Source organism: Cryobacterium zhongshanensis (assembly GCF_022760445.1).
Taxonomy (GTDB): domain Bacteria; phylum Actinomycetota; class Actinomycetes; order Actinomycetales; family Microbacteriaceae; genus Cryobacterium; species Cryobacterium algoricola.
Genome location: NZ_JALGAR010000003.1, coordinates 424046 through 443506 on the forward strand (window position 1 = coordinate 424046; position 19461 = coordinate 443506).

A 19461-nucleotide genomic window follows, 5' to 3' on the forward strand; every position below is an offset into this window, starting at 1 on the left:
AACGGGCGCGGCGACGGCTAAAAGCGGGCGCGCCAGGCCCGCGCGAAGCAGTACACGCCGTACATGACCAGGCCGACGCCGATTCCGCCCAGGATGAGCCCGCCGGACGGGAACGCCGCGAGGGCCTTGAGCGCACCGTCGAGCCCCGTCGATTTGCTCGGATCTGCGGTCAGGGCCGCCACCACGATCAGAATCGCCACGACGCCGAGCACGATGCCCTTGGCGATGTACCCCACCACGCCGAGGGCCACGACGACGGTCCCGGCCGATCCACCGGGCACCGAGAGGTCCTCGGTGAACTTCTTGCGGGCGCCCTTCTGCACGAAGTACACGCCGATGCCGAGCAGGGCCAGGCCTCCCGCCAGGAGCAGCACCACCCCGCCGGGCGTCGCGAGCAGAGTCGCACTCGCGTCCTGCGCGCTTCCAGAGGAACTCGTGCTGCCGCCGGCAGCGAAGACGGCGGCTGTACCGGCGAGCGCAAGGTAGACGACGGCCTTGCTGATCTCGACCAGCCGATGCGTCCACACGCGCTTGGGGTCAGAGCCCTTCAACAGGAACGCGCCGAGGAGCAGCCAAAGCCCGAGGGCCGACATTCCGACGACGATGACCCAGAGCACGAACAGACCCCCAGGACTCGCTGCGATCTGGCCGAGGGCGCCGGACTGGTCCGCGCTGTCGCGACCGGCCCCCAGCGCGATCGCAATGGCGATGCCCGCGATCAGAAGATGCAACAGCCCGTTGGCGGCAAAGCCCAGCCGCGCCAGCACCCGCAGCGGGCCGCTGTGCTGCGCTGCCTGGGCGGCGTCAGAAGCCGAGTCACTGTCCACGGCACCAGCCTAGACGCCCGGCCGACCCGGAACGGGAGCAGATCCATCCGCTGGGACAGTGCCGCGCCCGTTTCCGCAGCCCGCGCCCGAAACGGCGGTGGCGGCCTGCCGAAACCGGCGCGGCGGAGGCGACGACTACGACAACGACGACGGAGTCGAAGTCGGAAGCCGAGCCGAAAGTCGGAATCGGCTACTCGCCGAGGACCTGAACCCGGTGCCGGTATTCCTCGGCGTCGAGCTCGCCCCGCGCGAAGCGTTCGTCCAGGACGAGGCGTGCCGCGCTGCGTCCGGTGGCGCCCGGCCCGGGAGGAGGGCCGGCCTGCGGTCCACTCACGCCGGGCCCACCGCTGAAGATCCGGATGGTGACGATGGTCAGCAGGACCAGACCCAGGATCAGGACGAGCCCGACCGGCCAGATCCACCACACGAAGTGCATGCCGTACCCGTTGCCCCACATCATGCTGTTCTCCTTCGTTATGCCGTCACGCTACTCGCCACACCCGTGGGGGTGCGAGGGGCGGCAGCCGGTAGCGTCAGTCCGCGGAAACCGCGGAGCCGGAGGCTGTTACTCACCACGAAGACCGAGGACAATGCCATCGCGGCTCCCGCGATCAGCGGATTGAGCAGCCCGAGCATGGCGAGTGGAATCGCAGCCACGTTGTAGGCGAAGGCCCAGAACAGGTTCGCCTTGATCGTTCCGAGCGTGCGACGGGACAGCCGGATCGCATCCGCTGCCGCGATGAGGTCGCTGCGGATGAGGGTGAGGTCGCTCGCTTCGATCGCGACGTCGGTGCCGGTTCCCATCGCGATGCCGAGGTCGGCGGTGGCGAGCGCGACGGCGTCGTTCACGCCGTCGCCGACCATGGCCACGACCCTGCCCTCGGCCTGCAGCGCGCGGATGACCTCGGCCTTCTCGGCCGGAAGCACGCCGGCGCGCACATCGTCGATGCCGACCAGGGTTCCGACGTTGCGGGCGACGGTCTCGTTGTCTCCGGTCAGGAGCACCGGGGTCAGGCCGAGGCGGCGGAATTCGGCGATCGCGGCGGCGCTCGTGTCCTTGACGGTGTCGGCGACCGTGAGGATGCCGCGGGCCTGTCCGTCCCAGGCCACGGCGACCGGGGTCTCGCCCCTGGCCTCGCCGGCGGTGAGCGCAGCCGCGAGGTCGGGCGGGAAGACGATTCCCCACTGCTCGGTGAGCCAGCGCGGACGACCGACGGCGACGAGGCGAGAGTCGACGACGGCCTGCACGCCGAGGCCGTCCGCGGAGGCGAACGATTCGGCGGCCGGGAGGGTGCCGACGAGGTCCCTGGCCCCGGTCACGATGGACTTCGCGATCGGGTGTTCGGAGCCGGCCTCTGCGGCCCCGGCGAACCGGAGCAACTCGGCGGCCTCGAGCCCGGAGACGGGGACCGCCTGGACCAGGGACATCCGCCCGGTGGTCACGGTTCCGGTCTTGTCGAGCACGATGGTGTCGACGCGACGGGTCGATTCGAGCACCTGCGGGCCCTTGATCAGAATGCCGAGCTGCGCGCCGCGGCCGGTGCCGACGAGCAGTGCCGTCGGGGTGGCCAGGCCGAGCGCGCACGGGCAGGCGATGATGAGGGTCGCGACGGCGGCGGTGAAGGCGACGACGGGAGCTGCCCCGACGAGGAGCCAGACCACGAGGGTCGCGAGGGACAGGCCGAGCACGATCGGCACGAACACCCCGGAGACCCGGTCGGCGAGGCGCTGCACCTCGGCCTTGCCGGTCTGGGCCTGTTCGACGAGGCGCCCGAGCTGGGCGAGTTCGGTGTCGGCGCCGATCCGGGTCGCCCTGACCACGAGCCGGCCGCCCGAGTTGAGGGTCGCCCCGACGACGACCGCGCCGGGACCGACCTCGACGGGCACGGCTTCGCCGGTGAGCATGCTCGCGTCGATCGCGGACACGCCCTCGACGACGACGCCATCCGTGGAGATCTTCTCGCCGGGCCGCACGACGAACAGGTCGCCGACGACAAGGGCTGATGTCGGCACGATAACCTCGACGCCGTCACGGAGCACGGCGGTCTCCTTGGCGCCCAGTTCGAGCAGGGCGGTGAGGGCGGCCCCGGACTGCTTCTTCGCTCGCGCCTCGAAGTACCGGCCGGCGAGGAGGAAGACCGTGACCGCGGATGCGACCTCGAGGTAGATTTCGTTCGCTCCCCCGCCGGCCGAGGCGGTGAGACTGAAGGTCATCCGCATGCCCGGCATGCCGGCGGTGCCGAAGAAGAGTGCGTAGAGCGACCAGCCGAGCGAGGCGATGATGCCCATGCTGATCAGGGTGTCCATGGTCGTGGCGCCGTGCCGGAGGTTCGTCCACATGGCGCGGTGGAACGGCCAGGCGCCCCAGACGGCGACGGGCGCAGCCAGCGTGAGGGCGAGCCACTGCCAATTGGTGAACTGCAGGGCGGGAATCATCGACAGGGCGGCGACCGGTATCGCGAGCGCCGTCGAGACGAGGAGGCGGTGGCGCAGGCTCGCGACTTCGAGTTCCTGTGCGGTGGGAGCGGCGACGCCCCCGGCGGCCCCCGCGGCCGGCTCCGGCGGCTTCGGCCTCTCGGCGGTATAGCCGGTGTCCTCGATCACGGCGATGGCCTGATCGACGGTGGTGCCCTCGGGGAGGGAGACGCTCGCCTTCTCCGTGGCGTAGTTGACGGATGCCTCGACTCCGGGCATCCGGTTGAGCTTCTTTTCGATCCGGGTGGCGCAGGAGGCACACGTCATCCCGCCCACGAGAAGGTCGACGCGTTCGGTGGTCATCGTGACTCAGCGACCAGTTCGTAACCCGCTTCGTCGATGGCCGCCGCGACGGCCGCGCGATCGAGCGGGGCACCGGTCACCGTCAGGACGGAGGTACCGCCCGGGACGAGGGCGATCGAGACGTTCTCCGGGCCGGCGAGCTTGCCGACCTCCTTCGTCACGGCCGCGACGCAGTGCGCGCAGGTCATCCCCGTCACCTGGTATTCGCTGAGGCCGAGGTCGTTGTCCGTCTGTCCGATCATGAAATGCACTTCTTTCTGGTTCCTGATGGTGAATGGGGCGAGCCGAAGCTCAGGACCGCACGAGCCTCGCGATGGCGTCGAAGGCCTCTTTGACCTTGGCGTCGGCCTCATCGCCGCCCTTGACGGCGGCCTCGACCACGCAGTGGCTGAGATGGTCGTTGAGCAGGCCGAGAGCGACCGCTTGCAGGGCGCTCGTCATCGCCGAGACCTGGGTGAGAATGTCGATGCAGTACTTGTCGTCCGCGACCATACCCTGCAGCCCGCGGGCCTGGCCCTCGATCCGGCGCAGTCGTTTCAGGTAGGCGTCCTTGTTGGACATGTAGCCGTGCGGACCGCTGTGCGGGTCTGCACTCGCCTCGGTCGAACTGACGTCGGTTGCACTGACATCCGTCATCGCGCTGTCCTCCTCGTTGGTCCTTGATACCCCCCTATGGTACACCCGATACCCCCCTATGGTACATATTCGGCCCGATTGGTCCCGATGGCCCGGTCTCCCTAATAGGGGGGTGAGCTTCGACCGACTACCTTTGATAACATGACGCCTCCTGATACAACAGCGCCGAGCGAGGCAGCAACTGCCCTCGTCGCGAAGACCTTCTCCGAACTCGGCCTGACCGATGCCGTGCTCAAAGCCCTCAAGGACGTCGGGTACGAAACTCCCTCGGCCATCCAGGCCGCCACCATTCCTCCTCTCCTCGCCGGGCGCGACGTCGTCGGCCTCGCCCAGACCGGCACCGGAAAGACGGCCGCGTTCGCGCTGCCGATCCTGTCCCGCCTCGACATGGCGCAGAAGAACCCGCAGGCCCTCGTCCTCTCCCCCACCCGCGAGCTCGCGCTCCAGGTCTGTGAGGCCTTCGAAAGCTACGCCTCGCACATGCGCGGCGTGCACGTCCTCCCCGTCTACGGTGGACAGGGCTACGGCGTCCAGCTCTCCGCGCTCCGTCGCGGCGTGCACGTGGTCGTCGGTACTCCCGGCCGCATCATGGACCACCTCGCCAAGGGCACCCTCGACCTGTCCGAACTCAAGTACCTCGTGCTCGACGAGGCCGACGAGATGCTCAAGATGGGCTTCGCCGAAGACGTCGAGACGATCCTCGCCGACACCCCGGAAGACAAGCAGGTCGCGCTGTTCTCGGCGACCATGCCCGCGTCCATCCGGCGCATCGCCAAGAAGTACCTGCACGATGCCGAAGAGATCACGGTCAAGACCAAAACCACGACTTCCGCGAACACCACCCAGCGCTACCTGATGGTCTCGTACCCGCAGAAGGTCGACGCGCTCACCCGCATCCTCGAAGTCGAGAACTTCGAGGGCATGATCGTCTTCACCCGCACCAAGAACGAGACAGAGACCCTCGCCGAGAAGCTGCGTGCACGCGGCTACTCGGCCGCCGCGATCAACGGCGACGTCGTGCAGGCCCAGCGTGAACGCACCGTCGAACAGCTCAAGAGCGGCAAGCTCGACATCCTCGTCGCAACGGATGTCGCCGCCCGCGGCCTCGACGTCGAGCGCATCAGCCACGTCATCAACTACGACATCCCGATCGACACCGAGTCCTACGTGCACCGGATCGGCCGCACCGGCCGAGCCGGGCGAAGCGGCGCGGCGATCAGCTTCGTCACTCCCCGCGAGCGTCACCTGCTCAACGCCATCGAGAAGGCCACCCGCCAGCCGCTCACCCAGATGCAGTTGCCGAGCGTCGAGGACGTCAACATCACCCGCCTGGCGCGCTTCGACGACGCGATCACCGAGGCGTTGGGCCAGACCGCCCGCGTCGACCGGTTCCGCGACATCATCGCGCACTACGTCGAGCAGTACGACGTGCCGGAGGCCGACGTCGCCGCAGCCCTCGCGGTCGTCGCCCAGGGCGAGACCCCGCTGCTCCTCTCCGAGCAGGATGCCCGCAACCAGCGTCGCGACGAACGCGAGCGCAACGAACGCGAACGCTCCGAGCGCAGTGACTCGGGCAGCTACGCGCCCCGCAACGATCGCAACAGCCGCGACAGCCGCGGCGGACGCGACGACCGTGGCGGACGCGACGACCGCTGGGACCGCGACGACCGCCCCCGCAAGAGCGAGCGCCCCGAACCGCGTCCCCGCGACAGCACCATCCCGCTCGTCTCGTACCGGATCGAGGTCGGCAAGCGCCAGAAGGTCGAGCCGCGCCAGATCGTCGGCGCGATCGCGAACGAGGGCGGCCTGAGCCGTGAAGACTTCGGGCACATCCAGATCAACCCGGACTACTCACTCGTCGAGTTGCCGGAGAACCTGTCCCAGGACATTCTCGACCGGCTCGTGGGCACCCGGATCAGCGGCAAGCTCATCGAGATCCAGCCCGACAACAGCGGCCCCGTTCGCCGCGAGGACCGCGCCCCGCGCCACCCCCGCCGCGACTAGCTCCCGGAGACAAGTGGCACGGTGATGGAACATCTACGCCCCGAGCGGTGTTCTATCCAGTGATTCGTGGGCGACGTGTGAACGCCGCCCACGGTCACCCCAACGGATGTGGAGGAATCATGACTACAGAACGAGCGATCCTGGCCGGAGGGTGTTTCTGGGGAGCACAGCAGTTGCTGCGCCGGCGCCCCGGAATCATCTCCTCGCGGGTCGGCTACTCGGGTGGCGACACCCCGAATGCCACGTACCGCAACCACGGCGACCACGCCGAATCCGTCGAGATCGTCTTCGATCCCGCGGTGATCAGCTACCGCGAGGTGCTGGAATTCTTCTTCCAGATCCACGACCCGTCGACCAAGAACCGGCAGGGCAACGACGTCGGTCGCAGCTACCGCTCGGCGATCTACTACACGACGCCCGAGCAGGAACGGGTCGCCCGCGACACGATCGCCGACGTTGACGCCTCCGGTCTCTGGCCGGGCAAGGTCGTCACCGAGGTCGAACCGGCGGGTGACTTCTGGGAGGCCGAGGACGAGCACCAGGACTACCTGGAGAAGTACCCGGCCGGGTACACCTGCCACTACGTCCGGCCGGGTTGGCGCCTGCCCGCCCGCACGGAGACATCCGTCGTCTGACGCCTGTCCGCCCGCGCGGAGACATCCGTCGTCTGACGCCTGTCCGCGTGTCCCCGGCGACTCGATCGCCGGGGACACGCGCCCCTCTGCACCAGGCCGGCACCCGACACCAGGCCGGCACATTCGGAGTGGATGCGAGCCCCATGACCGACTACGGCACCACGCTCTCGTTCGGAACCTTCGTGACCCCGTCCGCCGCGGATCCCGCGTCGACCGTGGCCCTGGCCGTGGCCACCGAACGGGCCGGGCTCGACCTCGTCACCTTCCAGGACCATCCCTACCAGCCCAAATTCCTCGACACCTGGACCCTGCTGTCCTGGGTCGGGGCGCGCACCGAGCGCGTGCAGCTGGCCGGTGACGTGCACAACCTGCCGTTGCGGCCACCGGCAGTGCTCGCACGCTCGGCCGCGTCGCTCGACCTCCTCACCGGCGGCCGGGTGGCCCTGGGCCTCGGCACCGGTGGATTCTGGGACGCGATCGTGTCCATGGGCGAGGAACGTCGCACGCCCGGTGAGGCAGTCTCTGCCCTCGCGGAGGCGATCGGCGTGATCAGGGACATCTGGGACACCGACACCCACGGCGCCATCTATCGCGACGGCGAGTACTACCGGCTGGTCGGCGCCCGGCGCGGGCCGACACCGGCCCACCCGATCCCGATCTGGCTCGGGGCCTACAAACCGCGCATGCTGCGTCTCGTCGGCACGGCAGCCGACGGCTGGCTGCCCTCCCTCGGGCGCTTCGACTCCCTGGCCGCGCTCGGCGAGGGAAACGCCCGCATCGACGCGGCCGCCATCGCCTCCGGGCGGGAACCATCCAGCATCCGCCGGCTGCTGAACGTGAGCCTGGCGGATGCCCGGCCCGAGTACCTCGCGGAGCTCGCGCTCGACTACGGGTTCGACACCTTCATCGTGGCGAGCGACGACGCGAATGAGATCCGCAGGATCGGGGCCGAAGTGGCCCCGGCCACCAACGCCCTCGTGGCCGCCGCCCGTCACTGACCGCCGCCGCCACGCCTGTCGATCCGGTTCCACGGACACCGGCCCTGCTCACCGCAGCGCGGTGGCTAACTCAGGAAGACCTGATGCAACCCGGTCCGGCACCCCCAGGATTCCGCGGCCGCCGGCCCGACTGCCGGCAGTCTTCCTGAGTTAGCCACCGATGGCGCACAACGGGGTGCTCCGGATCCCTGCCGATGGCTCCGACGCCAGGAGAATCCAGGCCGAATAGCAGTAGCCGTTCGGGCCGCCAGCCCAGCGTCAGCGGGTCGGCCCGTGGCTAACTCAGGAGATTCGCCCGCCGGACCCAGGCGGTCCCGTGTACCAGAGCGGCCAATCCGTCCGAGCCCCACAGATCTCCTGAATTAGCCACCGATTGCGCGGACGCGGGCCCGGCCGGGGCGCGGGGTGGGCGCCGCCGTCAGAGGTCAGGACGGACGGTCCTGGACGCATCCCAGGGGTCTGCCCAGCCGAGTTCGTCGAACATCCGCGAGAGCACGATCGCTGTGAAGCCCCAGATCAGCCGCCCGTCGACCGTGAAGGCCGGCGACCGGTAGATGTCTCCCCCGACCTCGTGTGCCGTGCTCACCCGGTTGGCGGGATCGAGCAGGTCTGCGACGGGAACCCGGAAGACGTCGACTGTCTCGAGGTGATCGACGGCGGCCACCTCCGACTCCCGTGTCCACCACGCGGGCACCGGCGTCACCAGGTGGTTGCTCACCGGAACGGGCAGGGCAGGCAGGGTACCGAGCGGTTCGAGACCTTCCGGGTCGAGACCGGTCTCCTCCACGGCCTCCCGCAGCGCCGCCGCGATCGGGCCGGCGTCGGTCGCTTCGAGCCGCCCACCCGGGAAGGCGATCTGACCCGGGTGACTCCCGAGCGTTGCCGCCCGGCGCAGCAGCAAGACGTCGAGGTCGCGTGGAACCTGCTCCCGAGCCCGCCCGGTTCTCGCGGGTTGCGCAATAGACGAGTCGAGCACCCCGAAGAGGACGAGCACGGCAGCGTGCCTGGCCTGCGCCGAATCCGGCAGGGAACGGGTCGCTCCCGTGTGCCAGTCCAGGCCGCGCTCGCACAGGGCCGCGAGCTGACGTCGAGGGTCGTTCGTCGTAGGCAGCATCATGCAAGCCTACAAAGCCAGCCCGTCTGGGACGTGCCAGCACTCTCAGTGAGCGGGTGCTCGAACGTCGATCGAATACCCGCCGCGCCACACCTGCGCCGCGCGCCCACCCGGCTTTGTACTGCTACATTGAGGGGACGTACGATCAACGGGGGCAGCATGTCATTCGAGCTCATCTTCACCTGGATCTGCCTGGGTGCGCTTGCGCTCCTGGCCCTCGGCTCGCTGCTCTACGCCCGGACCGAACGGTCTCGGGATCGTGCCTTCCTCCAGTTCTGGCAGAAAGCCGGCCTTCCGGTGCAGAGCGATGACATCGCACGCGCCATTCGCACACGGCTCCGGGCCAGGAATACCGCAGCATTCGTCGGTGGTCTCTTCGGACTGCTGGTGTCCGCCGTGGTGCTCGTGATTCAGCCGTCGCTCGCCTCTCCTGTTTTCATCTGGCTGGTCGTCGTCCCCGCGACCCTGATCAGCGTCTCTGCCCTGGGCGTTGCTGCTTCGTTACGGGAATCGCTCTTCCGTCCGCCCGCGGATGCCCCTCGTCTGGCGAGGCCGACGATTGTCACGCTGAGCGACTATGTGAGTCCCTGGCGGTTGCGTGCCGCTCCGCTCCTGGTCCTCCTGTCATTCGTGCTGACAATCGCGGGCATCCTGCTCGGGCTCACCGGCACCGTCGACCTGGGCGCGTTCCTGGCCAGCCCCGCTCTTCCCGTGCTCGCCCTCGCCTCGGCCGTGCTCCTCGTGGGCAGCGCGGCGAGCCGCAGGGTGCTGACGCACACCCAACCCGCCACCACCGAGCTCGAACTCGCGTGGGACGACGCATTCCGTGCGGAAACCTTCCGCTCGCTTCTCCTGTTCCAGACCATCATCGCGTGGCTTGCCGCCGGCGCCGTCAGCCTCGGCATTCTGGGCGGCTGGGATGCGCTTCGCGGAACGACATGGAGCATCGGCCTCGGGCCGCAGATCTTCAACTGGGGCTATCTGGCGATCCTGCTCTGGTTCAGCATCGGAAACGCAACGGACCGTTTCCGGCGTCGGCTCTGGCCCGACCTCGCTGTATCGCCGGCCGATCCCGCGGCAGCAAGCTGAGCATGCTCGTCATCAACCCCCGCTCGGCGGTCCCGCCGTTCGAACAGGTGCGCGTTCAGATCATGGAGCTCGTGCGCACCGGCGGCCTGCAGACGGATGCCCGCCTCCCGACCGTGCGGAAGCTCGCGGCCGACCTGGGCATCGCCCCCAATACCGTGGCGAGAACCTATCGCGAACTTGAGCGCGCCGGAGTCGTGATCACCCGCGGGCGCCACGGCACGTTCATTGCCGCCGAAAGTCACTCCGACCGGCAGCGGGTCGAGAGCGCGGCTTCGGCATTCGCCAGGGAAGCGCGGGCCGCGCGACTCAGCGACGACGACGCGATCGCGCTTGTGACGAGGGCGCTCAACGCCGAACCGGCCTAGGACTCGCCGCACGCACGGCGAACACGGCACCGGCTCCCCCGCCTGCCGCCAGCCCAGCCGGGTCGGCTACACTCGCCGCATGCCGGTCAGAACTGTAGCCCACTCCGCCCGCGAGCTCATCGGCCGCAATCGCACCGTCGACCGCGTCTACCGCACCTCCGTCGGCGTCATCGGCGGGGGAACCGTCGTGCTCGGCATCGTGCTCATTCCCCTCCCCGGTCCCGGTGCGCTCATCAGTCTCGGCGGCCTCGCGCTGCTCGGCACCGAGTTCGACGGCGCGAAGAAGGTCAGCCGCCGGGCGAACGGCCTCGCCAGGAAGGGCGCCGCCAAGGTCGCCCAGGTGCGGCAGGACCGCAGGGACGCTCGCCGGGACTAGTCGCGATCCGGGACGAACGTCAGTCGAGCGCGATCGTGCGCCGCGGGTCGACGGATGCCGCGATCGCCGTGACGCTCCGCTCCAGGAACAGGACGATCTCCTCAGCGGGCATTTCGGTATTGAGCGCGAGATCGACGAGGATGTCCTCGGCGAAGCCGACCCACGAGCGCAGGGCGAGACGCAGCAACTCCGAATCCGCGACTCCGAGTTCCAGGAAGACCTGGATCACGCGGTCGGCCTGGGATGCCCGAGCCTCCTCGAGCACCTCGCGCACCTCCGTGTCGCCGCTTGCGACACCGCGCACGAGGGAGAAGAAGGTTCCGCGGTAGTCGCGCACGAAGCGCACGATCCGGGTCAGTGTGTCGCGGAGCCGTTCACGCGGCGGCAGTTCGGGGGCCGGTTCCGTCGCATCCAGCATGGCGTCGCGGGCTGTGCGCACCACTTCGCGGTGCAGGCCCTTCTTCGACGTGAAGTAATGGAACAGTAGCCCGCGGGAAACGCCGGCCCGCGCGGACAGGTAGTCGATGGTGAGCGATTCCAACGGCTGGTCCACGAGCGACTTCACTCCGAGCGCGACCAGCTGCGCCCGGCGCTCGTCCGGAGTCAGCCGCGTTCGCCGCTCCGTTTCCATGGTTAGAGCATATCCGCGTTCGGCGGCGGGCCGTCCGCGGCGTCCCTCGAACCGGTCACACCCATCTGAAGGCCTGGTTAGCAGTTCGCGGAAAGCGTTGCCAAACCGTGATGTTTCCCGAATCGGGCTATTAGTACACTCGTCAACAGCGCTTATTGGTTGGCGAGTCAATAACGGCCTGCCGGACTGTTTGCCCAGATCAAGGAGGATCTATGAAGTTGACCAAGCTCACCGGCACCCACGCCGGACGGATCGTGCTCGCCGCGGTTCCCGTGGCCCTGCTGTCCACCGTTCTCATGGCGGGGGTGGCCAACGGCGCCGTACCCGTCTCGTTCGCGGTGTCGGGAGGCCAGTTCAAGATCAGCGCATCGCAGCTCGACGGGACGGGCTTCTCGCAGTACGGGGGCGTCGCCCAGGAAGGCAAGACGGGCACGTACCACCCCGTCGCCATCGCGAACATCGCGACCGCGAGCCTGGCCGACCTCTGCCAGTCCGTTGTCGCCGTGACCCCGCTCGGCAAGGTCGGCCTGCTCATCGGTGCGGGCGGCGGTGGCAAGCCGGCCACCGCCACCGACCTGCAGATCGGCATGACCGACCTCAAGGGAGACGCGACCTTCGGCAACATCCGCATCGGTGTGGATGCCGCCGCGGTGAAGACAGCCGCAAAGGGAACGACGGGCGACTTCGCCCAGGACGCCGACACGATCAAGGTCGCCGGACTCCAGCAGACGGCCTGGAGCACCCAGGCCTCTGTGTTCACCCTGAACGGCATGCACCTGCAGTTGACCAACGGAACTGAGTGCTTCTAATCGAAGCACCCCGTCACCACGGAGGAGACCGGATGAAAACCAGCACGTGGGCCACATTCACTGCCTGGCGCCGTCAGAGACCGTTCGTCGGTGGCATCCTCGTCGTGCTGGCCGGAGTGGAGATGTTCTTCTCCGGCCAGCTCGACGTCGGCACGATCCACGTGCAGGTCGGGATCGAAGGCATGCAGGCGATGATCATCCCGGTGATCGTGGTGCTGCTCGGGATCCTCGCAATCGCAATGCCCGCGCACCGGATCTTCTACGGGGTGATCACGCTGGTGTTCTCGATCTATTCGCTCGTCGGCGTCAACCTCGGCGGGTTCTTCATGGGGATGATCCTGGGCGCGATCGGCGGAATACTGATCGTCGCGTGGATGCCGAAGCCGGCCCGGGCGGGGACCGCCGTCGCACTGGTCGACCGAGAGATCGAGGAGCCCGAGATCCAGCTGGGCGAGCTGTTCGAAGAACGCCCCCGTTCGCGACGTGCGCTGTGATGCGCGGCCGCGTGCGGAGCCGCACGCCGCGACCAGGTGTCGTCGGCGTGTGGCTCGTGCTCTCGCTGTCGTCCATCGGTGCGGCGGCGATGCCGTCGCCGAACCAGGCGGTGCCGTGCGACCTGCTCCTCGTGGACTGCACCGCCCCGACGCCGACGCCCGTTCCATCCGCAGTAACGGATGCGACCCCCACGACGGTCCCCACAGCACCGGCGACTCCGGCTCCGGTTCCGGCTCCGGCTCCGGCCGTCATCGCGACCCCTGCTACCGGGCCGGCTGTGGTCGCCGCGACTCCGGCTGCGCCCGTGCAGAGCGCGGCGGTTGTCGCCGCGCCGGACCCGGGCGCGCCCGTCTTCGGCGACTCGGCTGCGAAACTCGGCGCGTCCTCGATGACTGTCACCGGGCTCACCTCGGTGACGGTCGTGACCGTGTCGCGTGCCGACGGCACCTCCGTGCCCGTGCTCAGGATCGTGGCCGACGACATCGTGCTGACGGACGCCGTCATCGACGTGCGGTCGGCGTCCGGTTCCGGGCTCGTCACGAGTTCTCCGCGGATGGAATTGCACGGCAACGTGCAGGTCTACCTGGACTCGATCACCACGACCCTCGCCGACGGGACGAGTGTCGCCTTCGGACCGGCCACTCCCCCCTCGGGCGGCCTGCCGCCGGCACTGGGCGCAGTGACCCTCGGGCTCGTCGGGACCATGGCGGATTCCATCGGGTACAGCCAGCCGCACCAGAGCGTCAGCTGACACCGGCGCAGTTGCCCGATGGCCCCCAGTAGGGTGGGTTCGTACCTTCGCACGAAATTTTCCGTGCGTGGCCCGGACATTAAGAACGAGAAGGTCCTACAGCGTGAGCTCCACATCGTCCCATCGCCCGCCCGCCAAAGCCGTTCCCGATGCCGACCGGCGCGCACGAAAGCCTCGGAGCACCCGACTGCCGCGCATCCTCCTGGCGGTCGGGACGATCGTCGCCCTCCTCGCCGTTGCCCTTCTCGGGTACACGCTCTACCGGATGGCGACGATCCAGGGGGAGGCGCTGGCCGCACTCAACGACAACACCATCACGTACCGTGCAGAATTCGGCTTCATCGAACGCGAGATGTCCGTCCTCTCGTTCCTGGTCAGCATCCCGGCCTGCATGATGCTCGTCGCGGCGTGCTTCCTCTTCCCCGGGTATCAGCTCAGTCGCGGCTCGTACTACGGCCGGGAGACGACGTTCATGCGCGGCGGCTCGAACGTCGCGGTCTACCGGCCCCTCGCGCTCTGGGCGCATGCGCTCTGGCTCCTGCTGCCGTTGGCGGCCTGGGTCGCCCTGATCGCCGTGCCTGTGCGGAGCATGATGGCCGGCGGCTGGCCGGACGGGTTGCGCGAGGAGCAGTCGACCGCGGTCTGGCTTTTCCTCGGCAGTTACGGCGTCATCGCGGGCGGCCTCTTCGCGACCATGCTCGCCTCCCTGATCAAGAAGTCGTTCTACCTGGCCTGGGTGTGGACCCATCCGGAGGCGGCCGCCGGCGGCGCAGGACAGGGATTCTGGCGCTGGATGACGTACCGGTGGCGGTTCGACCTCTGGTTCGCCGGTCTCGGCGGCGGTTTCCTCGGGGCGTGCTGGATCGCCCTCGCCTTCGAGGACCAGCCGTTCTTCCAGGCCACCGTCCTCATCGGAGCCGCCCTCTTCGTCGTCGGGGTCGCACTGAGCCTCAACTACTGGCGCGCCGGCGAACCACTCGGCACGGGGGAATCCCAGAGCTGAGTCCCGGAACCGGCCGCTTCCCTCAGGGGGTGGTCGGCCCCTGCCCGATACTCAGCCACGCGTCAGGTCCAGCCCCCTGAGGGGTCATTCCGTGACCCTTGCTCGCTGCCGCGCCGGCACTCTTCAGTTCCTGCAGTTGCCGCTCGACGGATGCCTGGATCACGCCCGCAGACAACTGCCGGTCGAGATCCGCGTCCGTCGGCGCGGTGAGATCGGAGAGGACCCCCTTCGCGAGGAGCTCATCGGTCGCCGCCGCCCTGGCCTGCATCTGGGCGATCCGGTCCTTGGCCCGATCGAGGCTGGCGCCGACGTCGCCCAGGTTGGAGCCGATGCCCGCCGCCGCTTCGTTCGCCCTGGCTTGGGCTTCGGAGGCGGCGTATGTGGCCTTGAGCGTTTCCTTCTCGGTGCGGAACGCGGCGACGCGTTCGGAGAGGCGCCGCTCGTTGTCCTGGAGCTGCGTCTGCTGCCGCTGCAGGGTCGCGTACTGCTCGCGAATGGACCCAACCTGCCCTTCGAGGAAGGACCGACGTTCGAGGGCGGTTCTGGCGAGATCCTCGCGGCCCTGGGTGAGGGCTTCCCTGGCTTGATCCGCCAGCCTCTGATACCGGGCGCCCATCTCCTGCCCCTGCAGCTCGATGCGCTTCTTCGCCGTCGTCACCTCCGCGAGCCCCTGCCTCACCTGCTGGAGCATCTTCATTTGCTGTTCATAGCTGTCGTCGAGGGCCTCTCCGGGGTCTTCCAACCGGTCGAGGGCGCGTGACGTCTTGCTCCGGAAGATAATGCGCAGCCGTGACGTGGCGCTCATGATTCGCTCCCTCTCGTGGTGTCGCGGTGATCGTGCAGGTTGAGTGCGTGCAGTTCCTGGACTCCGGCCTCCAGCGCCGAGACCTCGCGGTCCACCTCGGCGCGGAGGGCCAGAAGGACATCGTCGGTGAGGTCCCCGCGCCCACCGGCGACGGTCGCCCGCAGTCGACGCACAAGCCCGGCGACGTCGTCGACCCGACGTCTGGCCATCGGAAGTTCCGCTGCGAGGACGACGGCATCGGTCTCACTCGTCAACAGCACCAGTTGTGCGTCGAGGGCTGCACCTTCGCTCTGGATCCGGCGGAGCAGACGGGGAAGCTCGCCGCGTGGCCCATGGCTGCCGAGCGCGAGGTCAACCGCGGCCTGGCCGCTGTCGAGAGCGCCCCTCAGCCGGATGCGTAATCCGAGGACCTCGCGCTGCGGTCCCCGACTCAGGGCGGCCCGGGTGCGGAGGACCCCACCGGCCACAGCCCGGCTGCGACGAATGCGTTTGTATAGCATCCGTGCCACCACGATCGTCGCGCCGACGGAGACAACGACGATGGATGCCAATGCCAGGATCACCGCGGCAACTGCTGTCATGCCGGCCACCTTGCCCTTCTTGTTCCTCTCACGAGTGAGACCCCGTGTTCCACCGAACAAAATACGCTCGCGTCCCTCGAATTGTCTGTAGCTGCTCCGGATTCTGCCGAGACTGCTCCCCCGGGCGTGGTCCCCAAACGGGGGTCAGGGTGTGCGAGGATAAGTCAGGAAATCGCGAGGCCGTCGCCCCGCAGTCAGGGGCGGCATGCATCCGAATACCGTCGTCGCCCAGGCGCACCGGCGTGCCCCGCGCCGCGGACGGCGCTGAACCCGTGTTCGACGGCGAGCCAGTCCCCGTCATCACCCCCGACCTGGGCTCCGAGACCCGGTGGGCGGCCGACACTCCCACGTCCGTTCGGCTGCAGCGGCCCCTTGTGCCCGCCGGCATCGGCCTTATCGCGTACGGGACGCCGGATGGAAGGGTCCTGGGCGCCAACCTCACCGCGACCAGCCAGTTGCACCTGGTCTGGGACGATCAGCTCGGACGTACTCCCGAGGCGCAGAATTGGAATCCCATCGATGAGTGGGGCGCCCCGATCGCCCTGCACGATCTGCCGGCTTTGTCAGCCATGCGCACGGGAGCCCCGGTAGCAGAAACCCTGGTCGGACTCTTTGTTCCCGGCGATGACACCAACCCGGCTCGTCTGGCCTGGTTCAGGATCTCGGGGACACCGGCCGTCGACGACGCCGGTGCAACCGTGGGCGCCTTCGCCCTTCTGGACGAGGTGACCGACACGGCTGAGGGCAGAACGGCGACCAACACCGTGCTCGCCGGGTACCGCGCCCTCGCCGACAACGTGACCGACTTCGTGCTGCGCACCGACCTCGACGGCCTCGTGTCCTGGGCCTCCCCCTCGACGGCCCGGGCGATCGGCTGGGCCCGCGACGCCCTCGTCGGGAACCCACTGTCCTGGCTCTGGCCGACGGGCCAGCAGGCCGATGCCGCGACGTTCGCCGACCTGGTCGCCCGCGGGGCGAAGGCGCACGGCCGCATTCGCGTGCTCTGCACGGACGGGTCCGACCAATGGTTCTTCCAGTCATCGAGCCCCGCTCTTGCGCCGGACGGCGCCGTCGTCGGTGCCATCCATGACTTCACTGCCATCGGCGCACTCGTGGCAGCCGAGCAGTCGGCGCGGACCGACCGGAGGACCTTGCAGGCGTCTTTGGACGGTCTCGGCGACCCATACGTCCTCGTTCAGGCGGTACGCAACAGCCACGGGACCATCATCGATTTCCTGGTCGACGAGGCCAATCCGGCGGCCTGCGCCTTCCACCGGATGCCCGCGGGGCAGATCATCGGCGGCTCGCTGCTCAAACCCATGCCGGCGGCGATCTCCGGGGCGATCGGCGATCTCTGTTCGGAGGTCCTCGAGCAGGGCGTGCCGTGTCATCGCGACGGCTTCCGGGCGACGTCACCTCACGGCGACCGGCCGGACCGATGGTATGACTTCCACGCCGCCCCTGTCAGTGACCGTGTTTCCGTGATCTGGCGGGACGTGACGGAGCAGCACCTCGCCGTCCAGGCGCTCCTGGATTCGGAGCAGCGCTACCGGCTGCTCGCCGAGAACGCCTCCGACGTCGTGCTCATGGTCGACTCCGCCGACCGGTATGTCTGGGCTTCGCCCTCCCTTGAGGAGGCGCTGGGCTGGAAACACACTGACCTGCTGAACCGGACGTCCGCCGAATTCGTGCATCCCGACGACATCCCTGGCGTGCTGGCAGCCCGCGCCCAACAGAACGATGGAGTGCGGCGCCATAGTCCGTTCCGGGTTCGGCGCAGCGACGGCACCTATCGCTGGGTCTCGACCGTGACACGTGACCTGCACGACGCGGCAGGCCAGACCACCGGCCGGGTGATCTCCCTGCGCGACGTGCACGAGGAGACCATGGCGCGGCAGTCCCTCGAGAAGTCCGTTGAGCTGTTCCGGGCCGTGCTGACGTCGTCGACGACGGGCATGATCCTCTGCGACCTCAAGGGACGCATCCAGGTCGTGAACGAGGCTTTGTGCACCATGCTCATCCGCGATGAAGCCTGGCTTCTCGCCAGGCGCACAGACGAGCTGGTGCACCCGGACGACCGGGAGACCGTGATCGCGGCGCGCGCGCTCACGATCGCCACGCCGGCTCAGACGCCCTTCAGGGAGCTGCGCCTGGTCAGGGCCGACGGGGCGATCATCTGGGCGCGCCGGACCGCGTCGGTGATCCGGACCAGCTCGGGCGAACCGGAACGTTTGGTCGTTCAGCTCGAAGACGTCACGGCCGAGCACGAGTCCCGCGAGGAACTGCTGTTCCAGGCGCACAACGACCGGCTGACCGGGATGCACAACCGGGACTGGATCCTCCGTGCACTCGAGCACGACCTCGAGGAATCCCGCGATTCGGGACTGGCCGTCGGCGTGCTGTTCATCGACCTCGACAACTTCAAGCTCGTCAACGACTCGCTCGGCCACGTCGCCGGCGATGAGGTGCTCGCCGTGATCGCCGACCGGATCGCGTCAGCCATGCTCCCCCACGACCGGGTCGGACGCTTTGGCGGCGATGAATTCGTCGTCGTCGTTCCGAACGCATCCGAGCCCGCGGATGTCGAACGTGTCGCGGAGAACATCACCGCCGCGCTCAGCACCGAACTCTCGATCCACGGCCACCGGATCATTCCCACCGTGTCGATGGGAATCGCCCTCTCAACAGTCGGGTCCACGGCGGCCAGTCTCCTTCGGGACACCGACTCCGCTCTCTTCCGGGCCAAGAAGTCGGGCAGGGCCCGGTGGCAGTTCTTCGACGACACGATGCACTCCCAGGCGATGGAGCGGCTCACCATCGAAGACGAGATTCGCATCTCGCTGCAGAAGGGCGATTTCGTCGTCTACTACCAGCCGATCGTCGCTCTCCTCGATCGCTCCACCGTGGGCTATGAGGCGCTCGTCCGCTGGCAGCACCCCGGACGCGGACTTCTCGCGCCGGCCGAGTTCCTCCCGATCGCCGAGGAATCCCGGCTCGTCCTCGGAATCGATCGGTACGTGCTCGACCAGGTCTGTTCTGTCCTGGCCGCGGATCCCAACGGTACGACGACGATCAGCGTCAACGTGTCCGCGGTCGATCTGGCCCACGAGTCCTGGGCCGAGACCTTCACGTCGACCCTCCGAACCCACGGCGTCGATCCGTCCCGACTCATAGTCGAGGTGACCGAAACGGCCGTGCTGTCGCTGCGGCCCTCGACCACGGGCAGCCTCGACGCGGTCCGCGATCTCGGCATCGGCCTGCACCTCGACGATTTCGGCACCGGATTCTCCCCCATCTCACTGCTGCGCGATCTCCCGGTCACGGGCCTCAAGCTCGACGCGAGCTTCGTCGCCGGCCTCGGCGACGACAACCGCGGCGCCGACGCGCTGGCGGCCGGCCTCGCGGGACTCGTTGCACACCTGGAGCTCACGGGTGTCGCCGAGGGCATCGAGACGGAGACGCAGGCGCAGACCCTTTTGGCGCAGGGTTGGCTGCACGGGCAGGGCTATCTGTTCGGGCGTCCGGCGCCCTGGCCACGACAGGACCGGACGGCCCGGTAACGCG

The 19461-nt window shown here is 68.5% G+C and carries 20 protein-coding genes; 11 read left to right on the plus strand and 9 right to left on the minus strand.

Features of this window, described 5'->3' with window-relative positions:
- Nucleotides 1-17 precede the first annotated feature (17 nt).
- The 5 genes from MQH31_RS13575 to MQH31_RS13595 all read right to left on the minus strand — a co-directional run bounded on the left by MQH31_RS13575 (nucleotide 18) and on the right by MQH31_RS13595 (nucleotide 4241).
- The gene (locus MQH31_RS13575; protein ID WP_243012473.1) at nucleotides 18-827 is read right to left on the minus strand and encodes a DUF1206 domain-containing protein; all 810 of its coding nucleotides are present in this window, start codon (nucleotides 825-827) and stop codon (nucleotides 18-20) included.
- Between the two features lie 190 nt (nucleotides 828-1017).
- Nucleotides 1018-1287 (minus strand): SHOCT domain-containing protein, encoded by a 270-nt coding sequence (locus MQH31_RS13580; protein WP_243012474.1) that lies wholly within the window; start codon nucleotides 1285-1287, stop codon nucleotides 1018-1020.
- A gap of 14 nt (nucleotides 1288-1301) precedes the next feature.
- Entirely contained in the window at nucleotides 1302-3605 is a 2304-nt protein-coding gene (locus MQH31_RS13585) for a heavy metal translocating P-type ATPase (protein ID WP_243012475.1), read from the minus strand.
- A complete protein-coding gene (locus MQH31_RS13590; RefSeq protein WP_134536228.1) occupies nucleotides 3602-3847 on the minus strand; it encodes a heavy-metal-associated domain-containing protein in 246 nt (81 codons plus the stop codon). Before MQH31_RS13590 ends, MQH31_RS13585 begins: the two co-directional genes overlap by 4 nt.
- A gap of 49 nt (nucleotides 3848-3896) precedes the next feature.
- Nucleotides 3897-4241, minus strand: a complete 345-nt coding sequence (locus tag MQH31_RS13595; RefSeq protein WP_134536226.1) for a metal-sensitive transcriptional regulator — start codon at nucleotides 4239-4241, stop codon at nucleotides 3897-3899.
- Nucleotides 4242-4382: 141 nt separating this feature from the next.
- Here MQH31_RS13595 and MQH31_RS13600 point away from each other — a divergent pair, with 141 nt between their 5' ends.
- The 3 genes from MQH31_RS13600 (at nucleotide 4383) to MQH31_RS13610 (ending at nucleotide 7878) form a co-directional block, all read left to right on the plus strand.
- The gene (locus tag MQH31_RS13600; protein WP_243012476.1) at nucleotides 4383-6245 is read left to right on the plus strand and encodes a DEAD/DEAH box helicase; all 1863 of its coding nucleotides are present in this window, start codon (nucleotides 4383-4385) and stop codon (nucleotides 6243-6245) included.
- A 119-nt stretch (nucleotides 6246-6364) separates the two neighbouring features.
- Nucleotides 6365-6880 carry a peptide-methionine (S)-S-oxide reductase MsrA gene (msrA, locus tag MQH31_RS13605; RefSeq protein WP_134536222.1) on the plus strand — a complete coding sequence of 172 codons (516 nt, stop codon included), beginning with the start codon at nucleotides 6365-6367 and terminating at the stop codon, nucleotides 6878-6880.
- A 143-nt stretch (nucleotides 6881-7023) separates the two neighbouring features.
- Entirely contained in the window at nucleotides 7024-7878 is an 855-nt protein-coding gene (locus MQH31_RS13610) for an LLM class flavin-dependent oxidoreductase (protein WP_243012477.1), read from the plus strand.
- 418 nt (nucleotides 7879-8296) lie between these two features.
- Here MQH31_RS13610 and MQH31_RS13615 read toward each other — a convergent pair whose 3' ends face one another.
- On the minus strand, nucleotides 8297-8995 hold the full coding sequence (locus MQH31_RS13615) for an NUDIX hydrolase (protein WP_243012478.1): 699 nt from the start codon (nucleotides 8993-8995) through the stop codon (nucleotides 8297-8299).
- A gap of 156 nt (nucleotides 8996-9151) precedes the next feature.
- On the opposite strand from MQH31_RS13615, the gene MQH31_RS13620 reads away from it, so the two are divergent.
- The 3 genes from MQH31_RS13620 (at nucleotide 9152) to MQH31_RS13630 (ending at nucleotide 10822) form a co-directional block, all read left to right on the plus strand.
- Nucleotides 9152-10081, plus strand: coding sequence for a hypothetical protein (locus tag MQH31_RS13620; protein WP_243012479.1), 930 nt, complete (start codon nucleotides 9152-9154; stop codon nucleotides 10079-10081).
- Between the two features lie 2 nt (nucleotides 10082-10083).
- The gene (locus MQH31_RS13625; protein ID WP_243012480.1) at nucleotides 10084-10446 is read left to right on the plus strand and encodes a GntR family transcriptional regulator; all 363 of its coding nucleotides are present in this window, start codon (nucleotides 10084-10086) and stop codon (nucleotides 10444-10446) included.
- 79 nt (nucleotides 10447-10525) lie between these two features.
- Complete coding sequence (locus tag MQH31_RS13630) at nucleotides 10526-10822, plus strand: PGPGW domain-containing protein (RefSeq protein ID WP_243012481.1); 297 nt, start codon at nucleotides 10526-10528, stop codon at nucleotides 10820-10822.
- 19 nt (nucleotides 10823-10841) lie between these two features.
- Here MQH31_RS13630 and MQH31_RS13635 read toward each other — a convergent pair whose 3' ends face one another.
- Nucleotides 10842-11453 carry a TetR/AcrR family transcriptional regulator gene (locus tag MQH31_RS13635; RefSeq protein ID WP_243012482.1) on the minus strand — a complete coding sequence of 204 codons (612 nt, stop codon included), beginning with the start codon at nucleotides 11451-11453 and terminating at the stop codon, nucleotides 10842-10844.
- 212 nt (nucleotides 11454-11665) lie between these two features.
- Between MQH31_RS13635 and MQH31_RS13640 the strand changes: the two genes are divergently transcribed.
- From MQH31_RS13640 to MQH31_RS13655, 4 genes are all read left to right on the plus strand, one after another.
- Nucleotides 11666-12262 carry a DUF6230 family protein gene (locus MQH31_RS13640; RefSeq protein WP_134536209.1) on the plus strand — a complete coding sequence of 199 codons (597 nt, stop codon included), beginning with the start codon at nucleotides 11666-11668 and terminating at the stop codon, nucleotides 12260-12262.
- 32 nt (nucleotides 12263-12294) lie between these two features.
- The gene (locus MQH31_RS13645) at nucleotides 12295-12756 is read left to right on the plus strand and encodes a DUF6114 domain-containing protein (protein ID WP_241976411.1); all 462 of its coding nucleotides are present in this window, start codon (nucleotides 12295-12297) and stop codon (nucleotides 12754-12756) included.
- An 11-nt stretch (nucleotides 12757-12767) separates the two neighbouring features.
- Nucleotides 12768-13508: a hypothetical protein gene (locus MQH31_RS13650; RefSeq protein WP_243012483.1), complete on the plus strand. Its 741-nt coding sequence runs from the start codon at nucleotides 12768-12770 to the stop codon at nucleotides 13506-13508.
- A 103-nt stretch (nucleotides 13509-13611) separates the two neighbouring features.
- On the plus strand, nucleotides 13612-14511 hold the full coding sequence (locus MQH31_RS13655; RefSeq protein ID WP_243012484.1) for a hypothetical protein: 900 nt from the start codon (nucleotides 13612-13614) through the stop codon (nucleotides 14509-14511).
- A gap of 22 nt (nucleotides 14512-14533) precedes the next feature.
- Here the strand turns inward: MQH31_RS13655 and MQH31_RS13660 are convergent, their stop codons facing one another.
- The gene (locus MQH31_RS13660; protein WP_243012485.1) at nucleotides 14534-15316 is read right to left on the minus strand and encodes a PspA/IM30 family protein; all 783 of its coding nucleotides are present in this window, start codon (nucleotides 15314-15316) and stop codon (nucleotides 14534-14536) included.
- Nucleotides 15313-15897 (minus strand): hypothetical protein, encoded by a 585-nt coding sequence (locus MQH31_RS13665; protein WP_243012486.1) that lies wholly within the window; start codon nucleotides 15895-15897, stop codon nucleotides 15313-15315. Before MQH31_RS13665 ends, MQH31_RS13660 begins: the two co-directional genes overlap by 4 nt.
- A 242-nt stretch (nucleotides 15898-16139) precedes the next feature.
- Between MQH31_RS13665 and MQH31_RS13670 the strand changes: the two genes are divergently transcribed.
- Nucleotides 16140-19457, plus strand: coding sequence for an EAL domain-containing protein (locus tag MQH31_RS13670; RefSeq protein WP_243012487.1), 3318 nt, complete (start codon nucleotides 16140-16142; stop codon nucleotides 19455-19457).
- Nucleotides 19458-19461 lie beyond the last annotated feature (4 nt).